We start from the raw sequence: 14688 nt of genomic DNA, 5'->3' as shown, positions 1-14688 counted from the left end.
ATGATGATCAGTTATGCAAGTTTTTAAAAGTCTAGTTACGCTGCAAAAGAAACAGCATCTTTTAGGCATATCGTTGAAATAGGTATTTATAGAACTTTTCCCTTTTGGAAAAGTCATTCGCAAAAAAATCATTCTTTAATTATAACGTTTTTTTTTTGGAGATGGTAGGGGATTGAGGAGGAAGAGAAATTAGAGCAGATTCAAAAAGCAAAAAGGGATCAGCTATATTGTGAACTGAGCCCTTTTCTAAATAAAATGTTTAATACAATCGTTTAAAGCTTGCGAAATGATTTTTGTAATAAGAATTATCTAAACTAGTAATGCGGACACCGCTGGAATCGGCGTGGATAAACTGATTGCCACCAATATAAATGCCCAAATGTGAAATGCCTGCCTTATATGTACCCTCAAAGAAAACAAGATCCCCAATCTTAGGAGCATCTACATAATAGCTTCTATCATAATATCCTTGTGCTGAATAGCGGTTGATAGATTTGCCTGATTGATTAAGCACATAATAAATAAAGCCGCTGCAATCAAAACCAGATGTGGAAGTTCCGCCCCAACTGTAAGGAATGCCGATTAGTTGTTTAGCGGTAGATACTATGTCTCCTGAAGCAACAGATGAGTTATTTTGATTGGATACTTTAACAGTAGAACTTGAATTGCTGGATTCAACATTGCTGCTTTCGTTTGAGCTGTTGCTTGATGGTGTTCCAGTAACCTTTAGTTTTTTTCCAGCGAAGATGAGATCAGATGTTAAATTATTTAATTTCTTTAACTGAGAAACAGACAAGTTATATTGTGCTGCGATTTTGCCGAGTGTATCCCCGCTCTTAATTGTATAACTATCAGAATTGGTTGTATTAGTTGTTGTTTTGCTAGTTGATACAGAACTCGTATTCAAGTTTGCAGTATTGGATGGTTTGGAAACGACTAACGTATTGCCCGGGAAAATCAAATCAGATGTAATGTTATTCCAGCTCTTTAAATTGGATAGGGAGATGGAAAATTTATTTGCTATTTTTGAAAGCGTGTCGCCAGCAACAATTTTATATGTTTTTGCTGCTGTAGTTGTTTTAGTCTCTACACTACTTGAAGCAGCAGATGTTTGTTTTTGGATGGAATTCCCAGATAAATTTAGTTTCTGATTAATATATATAGTATCAGAAGCTAATTTATTAGCAGTCTTTAAATTCGTGACTGTCGTACTATATTGTTTGGCGATTTTGCTTAGCGTATCCCCTTTTTTTACGACATATGTACTAGCAGATGCATGTGCGGTAAAGGCGGATGAAAATATAGCTAAGGTGGCCAAAGCTGTGATTTTTTTCTTCATTCTGTAACACTCACTCCTAAGAAATAGTAATCTATGAAACTATATTATCATAGAGATGCAACTTATTGAGTGGGTATATTGGTCTAAAATGAGGGTGTTTCTTTAAAATAGGTCTATAATCATATGTGATAATCCTTTTCTATCAAAAGGAATCAGTTAATTTTCTTCAACATTTTGGAAAAGAAACTTATTTTAATGGAAAATATATCTATTTAAGAAAAAACTAGGTTATATTAAAGCTAATTGTTGATTTTGCACTCTTTTGTTTAAATTGAAAAGTGGAAACTTGAAATGAAATTCAACAGCCGAGTTTAAAAGAGTCAAGAATTCCATCTATTAATTTTATCTTGAATCTCCTTTGTATAGCGATTATCTTTTACTAATCGAAAAATTATAAGTGCCTCTTGCATATAATTTGTCGCTTGTTGAAGCTGATTTTGAAGTTCATAGTTAAAGCCAATATGATAATGGAAATGTGCAAGCAGGTAAAGGTTATCTTTTTTGATAGCCCAATCAATTGCCTCTTTACAGTAAGTTATCGATTGAGTATATTGTTTAAGGTCAGTAAGTGATATTGCAATATTCAAATAAAGCCTGCTTTTAATCGTATCATCTTGTAAATGAGGAATCTCCTTTAGCCAATCAAAAGCTTTGTAGTAAATTTCTAAAGATTCTTCGATATAGCCTTCCTCGTAATAAAAGATGCCTTTGCTTGTATAAATTTCTATTTCTTTTTCTGTATAAACTTTATCAAAAGTCAGTTCGATAGCCTCATCAATCAACGATACAGCTTTTTGAAAACTTCGGTTTACTTCATATTGATAGATGGCTTTATGCCAAAGGATAATCTGAAAATGCTTTTTGTTGCGAGTGAATAATGGATTATGCTCTTCCGCTTCAACAATTTGTTTAATTGTGCCGTAATCAGTATTTCTGCGGGCGGCTTTTAATTGTCTGGTCGTTTCTATGATATAATCTAATCTTGGTGTAGTTCCAATATCGAAAAAATAGTTAACATCAATTCCTAGGCGTTGGGAGATTAAGTATAGTGTAGAGGAGAGCGGCAACACTTCCCCTTTTTCAATTTTGCTAATTTGCGCTTGTGTACAAATATTGTGCGCTAATTCCTTTTGCGATAATTTCATTTGTTTGCGCAGTTCCTTTATCTTTTCACCAACTGCTGAAAAATCCAATATATCACTTCCTAAAAATATTCCTAAAGTTATATTTTTATATAAAATGAAGAAAAAAAGAGAGAAAATGAAAGGGAATTGTCCCAAAAATAGATAAAATGAATACTTCATCATTATATATAATATGGTTTAATAGTAGCTGGTGCAATATATTAAAAATATTTTGCCGATGGAAAGGGACCCCACCTACGTCTTTTTTCAAATAAAAGCAGAATAAAATTAATTGAGCAATTTAATAGAGGCTTCTATTAAAACCACTTTATTATTTTATGAGTAGTCCTTTATCTCCAATTTTCTGCCGTTTTCTAGAGAGGAAGCGGTCTTTTTTATGCATTTGCCTAATTATTTTTTCTTAAAAAAAGGAATATGGAACCAAAATATCGAATAGTTCACATAGATACATTATAAATAAATAGTAATTATTGCTTTTCTTCCATATATGAAAATATATAATAAAGAATAAGAAGATAGAGAATTCATTAGGAGTGCAAGATTTCATTATGATACGTGTATTTAGCAAAAGATGGCTAAAAAGAAAACAAAAATTAAAAGAAAAATCAAAGTCAGTATACACCCCGGAAACTCAAAAGCTGTCAGGGGATGAGTTTGACTCGGAAATAGGAAAAATGGCGGCTTTCTTTGCACATGAAATTAGAAATCCACTCACTACTATTATTGGATTTACTCAATATCTTGAAAAGGAAGCAATAGCAAAATCGGAAACGAATATCGCTCAATACTCTTCTATCATTAGAGAAGAAGCAAATAGAATAGAATATCTTATTCAAGAGCTGCTGACATTATCTAAGCTGCATTTGCATAACGACAATTTAACGATCATTGATGTGAAGCATAGTCTAAAAAAAATAATTACCATATATTCCTTGCAGTTTGAGAAGAAAAATATAACTTTTTCTACTAACTTAGAGGGAAGCCTCTACATTTCGGGGAATTCTAATCATTTTGAACGGTTAGTAATAAATTTAATAAAAAATGCAGGGGAGGCCATTCAAAAGGATGGAACAATTTCTGTAGAAGCAGTAAAAGAGCCTCATAAGAATATTGCAATTTATATTAAAGACAGTGGACCTGGAATCCCAAAGGAACAGTTAGAAAGCATTTTTCACCCTTTCTACACTACTAAGGATGAAGGAACTGGTTTAGGCTTGCCGATTTGTAAATCAATTGTTGAAACAATGAATGGCAATCTAGAAATATGGAGCGAGCCAAATGAGGGTTTGCAGATAAAAATAACCATTCCAGAAAGTAAGCATACTTCTATTGACGTGTAACAGTAATGGTTTTAGAGAGTTGGGAGATCGATTTTTGATGAGCTATATTATAACTTTTTTAGTTTCTCTAATAGAATGGGCTGGATTAATCTCCTTTCCACTTATTCTCCTGGGTTATAAATACAACTACTATATAAAAAATATAATAATTCAATCAGCATGTATGAGTTTTATTTCGATATTGTTGCATCTGACTTCTATGCCTGTTCCTGTTATTGTAGGTTTGCAGATTATTATTTTAATTTTTCTTTTTAAAGTAGGATTAAAAACTAAAAATTTAGAAGCGATTGCTTTAACGAGTATAGGATACGGTTTTTATTTATTTTTGCAATTACTAGTTATCGAACTGTTGACAAGCTTTTTGCAAGGAAGTTATTTGAAATTGTATCAAATGAGCAATTTTGCAGTTTTTGTTCCAATGATAACTATTTCTCTATTGTTGATTTCTTGCTTTGTTTTATATAAAAATAAACTGCAAATATCAGAATTAAGGTATCAGCTAAAAGCTGATCATATAGAGAAAAAAACGAAAAGAATAATCCAAGTTCTTTTTGCGATGACTTATATCTTTATTGTCCTTGGTGCTACTGTTTTAATGGCAGACAAGCAAGTGAAATATTCCTTCATCTTATTGAGCATTGTGGTACTTTTTGCGATGATGCTATGCTATTTAATCTTTCATTCTCAATTGCAGAAGGAACAGCTGCTTTTTGCCAAAAAATATTATTTAGATCAAGAGCAGCAAGTAGCAGCCTTCGTCGAAAAACTAAAGCAAAACTATGTCATGCATTTCAGAACAATAGAAAAGCTGAATCATGCTGGTTCTTCTGATATTATCGCAGAGTATATAGATACCCACGAGCTGCAGCAAATGAACATGCTTTGGAAAAATAAGAATTTGCGAAAAGGAATAGAAGGGCTAGATCCATTGCTGTATTCCTTTTTAGTGAATAAAAGAAAATTAGCAGATTTGCTCGGTGTGGAACTGAATGTTAATAGTTATATCAGTTCCCAAGAATTTGCCAGCTTAGGCCAAATTCGAAACATCAGCTTAATTATTGATGATTTAATGTTGACGCTCTATGATATGAAGCGAAATGAAAAAAAGCTGATTTCAATAGATTTGGATATATCGGATAAAAAATTTATTTATAAAATAGAAGCCAATCTTACTATTGATCCAAATAATATGGAACTGGGCTTGTTTGATGCTTTAATTAAATTAAGGCAGAATAGAGCGACAGTAGACATGGAATTAAATCCTGTCAACATACTGGTGAAAATTCCTATTTTATAAGGAGAGAGACATGCGGTGGAAAGATATGCAATAATTTTAGCTGATAAGATAAAGCGGATTAACCCAGAAGAAACGGCACCAAAGGATATTTTGGTTTTTGGTTTCACCATTATCATAAATCTATTAATTACCCTAGTTTTTCTATTGTTCTTTAGCCTTCTGGTCGGAAAAACAATGGAAATGTTTATGATAGCTCTTTCTTTTATGATTATGCGAATGCTTACAGGCGGACCTCATCTTCATCATGCGTTAGCATGCTCTATTTGCAGCACCATTTTAATTCTAATAGGAACCTATTTGCCGGATGGGACAACTGCCATATTCATTTATGCATTGTCGTCTCTTTTTCTTTATATAAGGTATTTGCCATACTATGAAAAAGATCAGGTTGTTCACTCAAAAGAATGGGAAAAAAAGAAAAAGAGATTCGCCTTGCTTTTTCTATTTCTCAGCTTCATATTTTCTGTAATTTTCCAGAATAATATTTTTTTAATAGGAGCCTTTCTTCAAGGAGTTACTTCTCTTCCGTTTATGATACAAAGCATCTATAAAATAAATAGTTTATTACGCGTTAACGGGCAGTAAGAATCCAACCTAAGGGATGGATAAGAGAAAACGAAAAGCCCTAGGTCTAGGTGGGGGAACTGCCCATAAAAGCCTGATTGAAGTTTCACTTTATTTAAGGGAGGTGAGATAAGTGAAAAAAGCAGTTGCTAAAACAGTCTCTAATATGACTATGACTTTATCAAAAGTGTTTGTTCAAGCATCAAGTCCTTTAATTCATATGCCTAAAATCCCTGAAAGCCTGAAAAAACAAAAATAATCTAAAAAGCAAGCGGTCCTAAGCGGGCTGCTTGCTTTTTAGATTGTTTTTGAGAATCTGATATTTAGATAAAACGATTTTTATTGTCGGGTGTTGGCAGCATGCAGCTATCTCGTTTTCCAAACCATTTATAGCGATTTTTCGCAACCATATCATACAAGCCATTTCTAATAAAGGGAGGCACTATTTTAAAAATAATCAAGTACTTCCAAAAACCATTTAAATGTTTGCAGATTTGCAGAGCAGCGGCAGATTTTGTGTAATATTTATTGTCTTTAATCAATAGAAGACTATCCAAATTTTTGCTGATTTGGTATTTTTTCAGCAACTCTTGCCCGCTTTCCCCTTGGATAGAGGCAAAGGAAAAGTAACCTTCTGGATCTCTTTTCAAAATGAATTGAACGGATTGATTACATAAATTGCAAACCCCGTCAAAAAGGATAATTGCTGTCATTAACATCACCAAACTAAGCGTAGCAAATAAACGGACTCGTGTAAAATAGTGATATAATAGTACCATTAAAAAATGGAAATATAGAAGCATATCATAGAGGAAACATTTTGCTGGGCTGCAAAAGCTATTATTTTAACAGCAGCAGAAAACATGTTACGCTATTAGTGGGGAGGAATTGTGATGAAGAAAAAGTTAATGCTTGCGATTATGCTGCTATTACTGCTTGTAATGGCAATAGGCTGCAACAAAGATGAATCAACACCTGACGAACGCCTGAGCAAATTTATAAATTTATGGACAAATCAAAAATTTTCAGAAATGTATGGTTATTTATCAAAAGAGGCTAAACAATCCATTACAAAAGAAGATTTTGTGTCCCGCTACGAAAAGTTATATAGTGATTTAGAAATAAATAATATAAGAGCAACTTACACGAAGCCATCAGATACTGATAAGAAAGACTTTGATAAGGCAGATAAAGCACTGATTCCATTTTCAGCAAGCATGAATAGTGCTGGAGGAGAAATAAAATTTGATCAAGATGCGGTATTGGTTAAAGAGGAAAAGGATAAAAAAGAAAATTGGTATATTAATTGGGATACTACTTATATATTCTCAGATTTAGAAAAGGAAGATAAAGTTTCGATAAAAACGATAGAGGCAGAGCGAGGATCCATTGTAGATAAAAATGAAAATCCTTTAGCGATGAATGGGATTATTTATGAAATAGGGCTTGTTCCAGAACAAATGGGTGACGATAAAAATTTGGCAATAGCACAGGTTGCAAAGCTTCTTGATATAAGGCGGGAAACAGTTGAAAAAGCGCTTCAAGCGGATTGGGTGCAGCCAAGCTATTTTGTGCCAATAAAACAAGTAGCGACAAATAATCAAAAGTTATTGGAAAAACTATTTGCAATACCAGGAGTGCAAAAGCAAGATACAAAAGGAAGAATATATCCATTTGGAGAAGCTAGTGCTCATTTAATTGGCTATGTAGGCAATATAACAGCAGAAGAGTTGGAAAAACAAAAGGGAAAAGCCTATTCAAACACAGATGTTATTGGAAAAAGAGGATTAGAGCAAGTATATGAAGAACAGCTAAAAGGGACAAATGGAGTCGAAATAACGATTATCAAAGCAGATGGTTCTAATGTTGTTCTTGCAGAAAAGCCAGTAGAAAATGGTCAAGACCTTAAGCTAACCATTGATGCTGATTTGCAAAAAGAGATATATGAAGAAATGGATGGAGAAGCAGGAGCTGCTGCGGCCATTAATCCAAGTACAGGGGAAACATTAGCATTGGTATCAAGCCCAGCTTATGATCCAAATAAAATGGTGGTTGGTTTGACTGCTACGGAACGTCAACAATATAATGACAATAAATTAGACCCCTTTACGAATCGATTTAAATTAACCTATGCCCCAGGCTCTGTATTAAAGCCGATTGTGGCAGCGGGTGCTCTGTCAGAAAAAGTCATTACTCCAGAAAAAACGCGCAGCATTACCACAAGAAGCTGGCAAAAGGATAAATCGTGGGGAAGCTATTATGTAACAAGGGTACACTCAAGTGCACAGCCTGTTAACCTAGCAAATGCCCTACTTTACAGCGATAATATCTATTTTGCACAGACTGCCCTTGATTTAGGGAAAGACAAGTATATAAATGAAATGAAAAAATTTGGTTTTGAAGAAGAATTAAGCTATCCATATCCTATTGAAAAATCTACTATCGGAAAATTAGATACAGATATACAGTTAGCGGATTCTGGATATGGTCAAGGACAAGTGGAGATGAGTGTAGTCCATTTGGCTGCAGCTTATTCACCATTTTTAAATGAAGGAAATTTAATAAAACCTATTCTTCTTTCCACGGAAGAGAAAGGACATGTATGGAAAGAAAAGACTATAGGCAGTTCAACAGCAGAAACTATTTCTAATGATTTGCAGCAAGTAATTGATAGTCCAAATGGTACTGCACATGCAGGCAAAGTGGCTGGCAGAACACTTGCTGGAAAAACAGGAACGGCTGAACTTAAAGCGAAGCAAGGAGAAAAGGGATCTGAAAATGGCTGGTATGTAGCTTACGATAAAAAGGATAAAAATTTTCTTATTGCCATGATGATAGAAGGAGTGCAAAATAAAGGCGGCTCCAGCCATGTTGTAAAAAAGGTGAAAAAAATAATCGAATAATTTAAAGAGAAAGGGGCGGTACTCAAAAGTCATTTTTTAATGAGTTTTGAGACAGCCCCTTCTGCTTTTGTTTATTTTTAATTCATGAATAATGCTTATCCTTCATATATTAGTTTAAGACGGTGAAGGGAGAGAAAGGAATGAATGATGTAGAACAAAAAGAACTTCAACGAGCCATCGAAGAAATTACAGAAATTGCTACAGGTTTTGGGTTGGATTTTTACCCGATGAGATATGAAATTTGTCCAGCTGATATTATTTATACATTCGGTGCATATGGAATGCCGACTCGTTATTCCCACTGGAGCTTTGGAAAACAGTTTCATAAAATGAAGCTGCACTATGACCTAGGTTTATCGAAAATATATGAGTTGGTTATTAACTCAAACCCTTGTTACGCTTTTTTATTAGACAGCAATTCACTTATTAATAATAAACTGATTGTTGCCCATGTTTTAGCACATTGCGACTTTTTCAAAAATAATGTCCGCTTCGCCAATACAAAAAGAGAAATGGTAGAAAGCATGGCAGCGACCGCTGATCGAATTAGACAGTATGAAATTAAATATGGGAAACATGAAGTAGAGACATTTTTAGACGCTGTACTGGCAATTGAAGAGCATATAGATCCATCGCTGATGAGGCCAAAGCTTTCATGGAGCATGGAAGATGTAGAGTTTGAAGAAGAAGAGGATGCAGCCATTTCTCCATATGATGATTTATGGGGCTTGGATAATCGCAATAAGCCGAAACAAAAGAAAAAAATCATCAAAAAATTTCCACCGCGGCCTGAAAAAGATCTTTTGCTATTTATTGAGAGTTATAGCAGGGAGTTGACAGAGTGGCAAAGGGATATTTTAACAATGATGAGGGAGGAAATGCTTTATTTCTGGCCGCAGCTTGAAACAAAGATTATGAATGAAGGCTGGGCATCCTACTGGCATCAAAGAATCATTCGAGAGCTCGATTTAACAAGTGGTGAAGCAATAGAATTTGCTAAATTAAATGCTGGAGTAGTGCAGCCTTCAAAAACGGGAATTAATCCATATTATCTTGGATTAAAAATCTTTGAGGATATTGAAGAACGATACAATAACCCGACAGAAGAAATGAAACGAAGAGGAATAAAGGTGAATTCCGGTCGAGAAAAAATGTATGAGGTTCGTGAAATTGAATCAGATATTTCTTTTTTGCGCAACTATTTAACAAAGGATTTAGTAATGCGGGAAGATATGTATCTTTTCCAAAAACAAGGAAGAGATTATAAAATTGTCGATAAGAGTTGGGAACATGTCCGGGATCAATTAGTGAGCATGAGAGTAAATGGAGGATTCCCTTATATTACGGTCAATGATGGAGATTATATGAAAAATGGTGAACTATATTTACAACATGGATATGAAGGCATTGAGCTGGATTTAAAATACTTAGAAAAAGTTTTGCCTTATGTTTATCAATTATGGGGACGAAATGTTCATATGGAAACAAAGGTGGAAGAGAAGAAGATGCTGTATACGTATGATGGAAAAGCATTGCATCGCAAATATTTATAAAAATTATGCATTCAGCAAAAAGGCCAAAGAAAAAGGAAATTACTTCTTTGGCCTTTTTGCTGTTTCATATTGTAGGTGATGAAAAAATATGTCATATTATATGACGAAATATTTCGGCAATAGCTTTACTTAGGATAAAATAATCTCATAGTAGAGATTTTACAAATAAAGGGGAAAATTTGATGAAGCGAGATTATGCAGAAAGAAATGCAATGATTACAGGATATGGAATAGTGGCAAAAGAGCTGATTAAGCTTTTAAGCGAGAAGCAGAAGCTGTTAATAGATACATATAAAACATCCTTTAAAGTAACTGCTATTGTTGGTTCTAGAGGGATGGTATATGAAAAAGCTGGAATTGATCTGCTTAAATTACTTGAGTATGGGACAGGATCTACAGCACTTATTCAATATGCCGAAGAGAAAGGGTTATCCCTGCAGCCGCCGATCTTTCGAGAAGATATGCTGATAGAATGTTCCCCGACAGATGTAGAAACAGGTGGAGCAGCTCTTGGTTATATAAAAAATGCACTTTATGCAAATATGAATATTGTGTCTGTTAGCAAGGGTGCTCTTGTTTGTTCCATGCCAGAATTATTAAAAATTGCAAAGGAGAAGGCTTGCAAAATTAAATATAGCGGGGCAACAGCAGCGGCATTGCCAACATTAGATATTGGAGAGTTTAGTTTAGCAGGCTGTAAAATTATGAAGATAGAAGGTATTTTAAACGGTACTTCTAATTTTATCCTAACAAAAATGTCAGAAGAAAATAAATCTTTTGAAGGGGCATTGCAAATAGCGCAAGAAAGGGGCATTGCTGAAACTAACCCATCCCTTGATATAGAGGGGATTGACAGTGCATGCAAAATATTGCTATTGGCAAATGGGCTTCTTGGGTCTCAACTGACATTAGAGGATATTGCTATTCAAGGGATAACGGAGGTAACAAAAAGGGATATACAGCATGCAAAAATTAATGGCAATGATATAAAGTTAATTGCAAGTGCTGATTTTGCTAATGGAAATGTACGAGTAGAGGTAAAGCCAGAGATTATAAAATCGGATAATCCATTAATAGAGGTAAAAGGAACAAATAAAGGAGTTCTTTTTTATACAGAAGAGATGGGAAGGATTTGCTGTACAGGTGGCGCTTCTCATCCAAGAGGAGCCGCTGCAGCAGCTTTAAAGGATATGATTAATCTATATCGCTAGTAGCTTCAGGATGGAAATTTCCATGCCGGCAGCTGCATATAAATGTTTTTATAAAAGAATAGAAAATGAGGCTGATTATTGGGTTTATTTTCTATTCAGCAAACATAAATGCTAATATGATAATAATTGGCTGAAAGTATCGGTTATCCATATCACTTTTTAAATATACTATCTACTACTATATTTAAAAAGTGATATTAGATAAAAGATATATTTTTCTTTTTAGATAGAGTTAAGGTAAATTTATTAATCGTCAAATCAACTTCTTTCCTATTATTAATTTAATGAGGCCTCTGTTGATGCAGATAATAATGTGTTAATATATGATTGCAATTCAAATTGCTCCTCGTTAATAAAGTCCTCAATATTTACATTGTTTAATTGTTTCATTTTGTATCTCCTCCTTTTAATCTACATTATTCCCAAACTAGAACTCTCTTATTCCACTATTTGAAAAAAGTTTTATAAAAGGAGGAAAATGATCCGTTTATCCTAGATTAACGGACAGTAAGGACTCGGCTGATTAATAAAAAACACGAAGTCTTATTTTCTGCCATTCAGATTGTTAGGTCTTAACAATCTGCTTAGAATTGCTAAAACGAATGGTCCAAAGCTGCAAACATAATTGCAGAAGAAAAAGGTCGTCTGCGTTACTTAGTGAGCGGTCCGTTAGTGTCTCAATTTTTTTCAGGCGATATAATAAGGATTGTCGATGTAAAGACAGTTCTCTAGAAGTCTGACTGACGTTGCAATGATTTTTTAAGTAAACGGCTAGAGTATGCAATAAATCAAGTCCTTTTTCTTGGTCGTATGAAGCGACTTTGCCAATAATATTATGCATCATTTCAATCGAAGCAGAATCCTTTACCAATACGGAAAGAACACGGAATATTCCTGTATTTGCATATGTGCTTCTTTGTCCAATTCCTTTGAAGTTTCTTCCAATCTCTAATGCTGTCATACAATCTTTATATCCTTCGTGGAATGTATAAAATCCTCCATGGTTTTCGCCGATTCCCCAGGAAAACAAAGGAATTTCTCCTTTTTCTACCGAAGAGTCAAAAATATCCAGCACTTGATTTGCGATCGTGCATGCATCATTTTTTATCTCAATAAAAAGCACTAGCTTTCCGCGGATAAAGGAATGAATTATTTTTCTGTTAATTGTTTTGCTGGCAAACTGGGAAATGTCATTTAATTTAGTTGCCAGTTGGGGATTGCTAGTGGAAGGATATTGCTCTTCTTTTGTGTCATGATTATATTCTGGTTGGCCTAATACACAAACATAAGGAAGATTGACCTCGTAATTTAGGGAAGCTCCTTTATCAAACAGAAATTTTTTATTCTCCCAATTTCCATTTATAAGGAATTGAATAAATTGTTCTTTTTCTTTATGTCTTGTAGACTGTATAGTTTGCTGTTTCTGAAACCATAGCTGCAGAGTAGTCGCAAATTGCTGAATAACAGACCATGGCTGCGGTGAAGCAGAATCCTTTAATTCGAAAGTTAAATAGCTGCTTTCTTGCTGAAGGTTCAGGATAGGATAGATTTGGAGTTTGGTTTTATCTTCCAAATGGATAATCGTTGGCTTGTCGATATTTTTGCTGGTTATTATATATATAATAGAATCTGTCTGGTGATTTGTTGGATAAGGAATAGACTGAAATATTTCTGCTCCATAAGTTAATAGAATATTTGCTTGGAAATGTTTAGCCAATAACTGTAAAGCACTAGATAAGGAGTGGTTAGTTAAAAATGACTGAAGCAGCTCTTTCTGAAGCTGATCATTTTTTTTTAGTGTTTCTTCCTGCCAAAAATTAATTTGTTTATAAGTTTTTTGGATAATATCTGAAAAACGAATTTCCCAAGGTAGTTCAATAAGGGGGAATTGATGATCATTTGCAAAATGAATTATTTCTTCAGGGATAGATTGAACATGCCGGCCAATCGCAATGGCAAGTGCGGAAGCGCCAGATTTGTAGACGTCTTTTACAAAAGACAAAAGGAGTGAGTTGCTGCTTCCGCAACCCATTGCGGTAGTCAAAACAAGTTCTTTTTTCCTGACGAAATTTTCGACGGGCATTTCAATTACAGATACAGACTCAATGGGAAGCATCGCGATTGAATGTTCTTCCGTTAATAGGATGGCTTCTTTTAATTCTGGCTCACTTAATATATCTTTGACAGTATATTGCACATGTTTTCACCTCTCTAGATGTTTAAGAAAAGAGAACAATCATCTTAGAAAAAAAGGCGGGTGCCTCTTCCTAGAAACAGCTGCCCAATGGCATTAAAACTAAAATATTAGATTGTTTTTATCCGATATGTATGGAAGAATTGCTTGATAATGGCTGTCTAAATCAACATTGCAGCCACTGATAATGATGGCGATAGTTTGTCCAGGAATATTTATTATTCTATCTGCTATTGCTCCAACCCCAATGGCAGCTGCACCTTCGACAATAATATGATGATGTTTATAAAGAAGGGCCATACCTTTTGCGATGGTCTCTTCTGAAACAAGCGCTGACTGATCAATATACTCTTTTATAAGAGGAAAAGTATAGCTATTATTCATTCCTAATCCTCCTAATAAACTATCTGCCAATGTATTATATTCGTTTAGTACAACAGGATTTCCTGCTTTGAGGCTTGCATGCATAACTGCACCCTTCTCCATTGAAAGCCCAAGTACGGCTATATTTGGATTGGTTGTTTTCATAACTAATCCAATGCCAGAAAGAAGCCCTCCTCCAGAAAGTCCCCCAATCACACAGTCAATGGATGGAAGATCTTCCAACAGCTCTAAAGCAATGGTGCCTTGTCCCGCTATTACATCCAAGTGATCAAAAGGAGGAATTACTTTAAGGCCTTGTTCCTGTTCAAGCTGATAGCATCTTAATTCCGCATCGTCCTGTCCCTCTCCGTAGATTTCAAGTTCTGCCCCAAGCTCTTTGATTCGATCTAATTTAGAATAAGGAACCCTTGTTGAAACGCAAATAACTGCGCGAATTCCAAGTTTTTTAGCGATATGAGCAACGGCTAGTCCATGATTACCAGTAGAAAAGGTAGTGACGCCAATAGTTTTTTCTTTTGGGCTTAATTGAAGAAGCGCGTTTGCTGCCCCCCGCATTTTAAATGCTCCGCTTTCATGCATATGTTCATATTTTAAATAAATATTTTTACCAGTAATGGAAGAGAGAATAGGGGAGTATACGAGAGGGGTTTTATTTATCAATCCTTTTATTACATTTTTTGCTTGCCATACCTTTTGTAATGATAGGATATCTTTGGCAATTATACTGATCTTTTTTTGCATCGTGTTTTCCTCCTTGA

The 14688-nt window shown here is 34.6% G+C and carries 12 protein-coding genes; 7 read left to right on the top strand and 5 right to left on the bottom strand.

The window, feature by feature from the left end; translation table 11 throughout:
* Window positions 1-259 precede the first annotated feature (259 nt).
* Window positions 260-1339 carry a C40 family peptidase gene (locus NCCP28_RS15035; protein ID WP_248562250.1) on the bottom strand — a complete coding sequence of 360 codons (1080 nt, stop codon included), beginning with the start codon at window positions 1337-1339 and terminating at the stop codon, window positions 260-262.
* Window positions 1340-1659: 320 nt separating this feature from the next.
* A complete protein-coding gene (locus NCCP28_RS15030; RefSeq protein WP_248562249.1) occupies window positions 1660-2532 on the bottom strand; it encodes a helix-turn-helix domain-containing protein in 873 nt (290 codons plus the stop codon).
* Window positions 2533-3032: 500 nt separating this feature from the next.
* Between NCCP28_RS15030 and NCCP28_RS15025 the strand changes: the two genes are divergently transcribed.
* From NCCP28_RS15025 to NCCP28_RS15010, 4 genes are all read left to right on the top strand, one after another.
* Window positions 3033-3824 carry a two-component system sensor histidine kinase NtrB gene (locus NCCP28_RS15025; protein WP_248562248.1) on the top strand — a complete coding sequence of 264 codons (792 nt, stop codon included), beginning with the start codon at window positions 3033-3035 and terminating at the stop codon, window positions 3822-3824.
* Window positions 3825-3861: 37 nt separating this feature from the next.
* Complete coding sequence (locus NCCP28_RS15020; protein ID WP_248562247.1) at window positions 3862-5121, top strand: hypothetical protein; 1260 nt, start codon at window positions 3862-3864, stop codon at window positions 5119-5121.
* Between the two features lie 15 nt (window positions 5122-5136).
* Window positions 5137-5706: an accessory gene regulator B family protein gene (locus tag NCCP28_RS15015; protein WP_248562246.1), complete on the top strand. Its 570-nt coding sequence runs from the start codon at window positions 5137-5139 to the stop codon at window positions 5704-5706.
* 112 nt (window positions 5707-5818) lie between these two features.
* Window positions 5819-5944: a cyclic lactone autoinducer peptide gene (locus NCCP28_RS15010; RefSeq protein ID WP_248562245.1), complete on the top strand. Its 126-nt coding sequence runs from the start codon at window positions 5819-5821 to the stop codon at window positions 5942-5944.
* A 64-nt stretch (window positions 5945-6008) separates the two neighbouring features.
* On the opposite strand, the gene NCCP28_RS15005 is transcribed toward NCCP28_RS15010, so the two are convergent.
* Window positions 6009-6398 (bottom strand): thiol-disulfide oxidoreductase DCC family protein, encoded by a 390-nt coding sequence (locus NCCP28_RS15005; RefSeq protein ID WP_248562244.1) that lies wholly within the window; start codon window positions 6396-6398, stop codon window positions 6009-6011.
* Between the two features lie 180 nt (window positions 6399-6578).
* Between NCCP28_RS15005 and NCCP28_RS15000 the strand changes: the two genes are divergently transcribed.
* The 3 genes from NCCP28_RS15000 to NCCP28_RS14990 all read left to right on the top strand — a co-directional run bounded on the left by NCCP28_RS15000 (window position 6579) and on the right by NCCP28_RS14990 (window position 11352).
* The gene (locus NCCP28_RS15000; RefSeq protein WP_248562243.1) at window positions 6579-8588 is read left to right on the top strand and encodes a penicillin-binding transpeptidase domain-containing protein; all 2010 of its coding nucleotides are present in this window, start codon (window positions 6579-6581) and stop codon (window positions 8586-8588) included.
* Window positions 8589-8728: 140 nt separating this feature from the next.
* A complete protein-coding gene (locus tag NCCP28_RS14995) occupies window positions 8729-10141 on the top strand; it encodes a SpoVR family protein (RefSeq protein WP_248562242.1) in 1413 nt (470 codons plus the stop codon).
* Between the two features lie 182 nt (window positions 10142-10323).
* Window positions 10324-11352: a homoserine dehydrogenase gene (locus NCCP28_RS14990; protein ID WP_248562241.1), complete on the top strand. Its 1029-nt coding sequence runs from the start codon at window positions 10324-10326 to the stop codon at window positions 11350-11352.
* Between the two features lie 565 nt (window positions 11353-11917).
* On the opposite strand, the gene NCCP28_RS14985 is transcribed toward NCCP28_RS14990, so the two are convergent.
* Both NCCP28_RS14985 and eutB read right to left on the bottom strand, forming a co-directional pair.
* On the bottom strand, window positions 11918-13549 hold the full coding sequence (locus tag NCCP28_RS14985) for a PucR family transcriptional regulator (RefSeq protein WP_248562240.1): 1632 nt from the start codon (window positions 13547-13549) through the stop codon (window positions 11918-11920).
* A gap of 99 nt (window positions 13550-13648) precedes the next feature.
* Window positions 13649-14671, bottom strand: a complete 1023-nt coding sequence (gene eutB / locus NCCP28_RS14980) for a hydroxyectoine utilization dehydratase EutB (RefSeq protein ID WP_248562239.1) — start codon at window positions 14669-14671, stop codon at window positions 13649-13651.
* Window positions 14672-14688 lie beyond the last annotated feature (17 nt).

The sequence above is a fragment of the Niallia sp. NCCP-28 genome, assembly GCF_023168165.1.
Classification (GTDB): domain Bacteria; phylum Bacillota; class Bacilli; order Bacillales; family Cytobacillaceae; genus Niallia.
The sequence above is the reverse complement of the archived record's forward strand: the minus strand, read 5'-3'. Positions and strand labels throughout refer to the sequence as shown.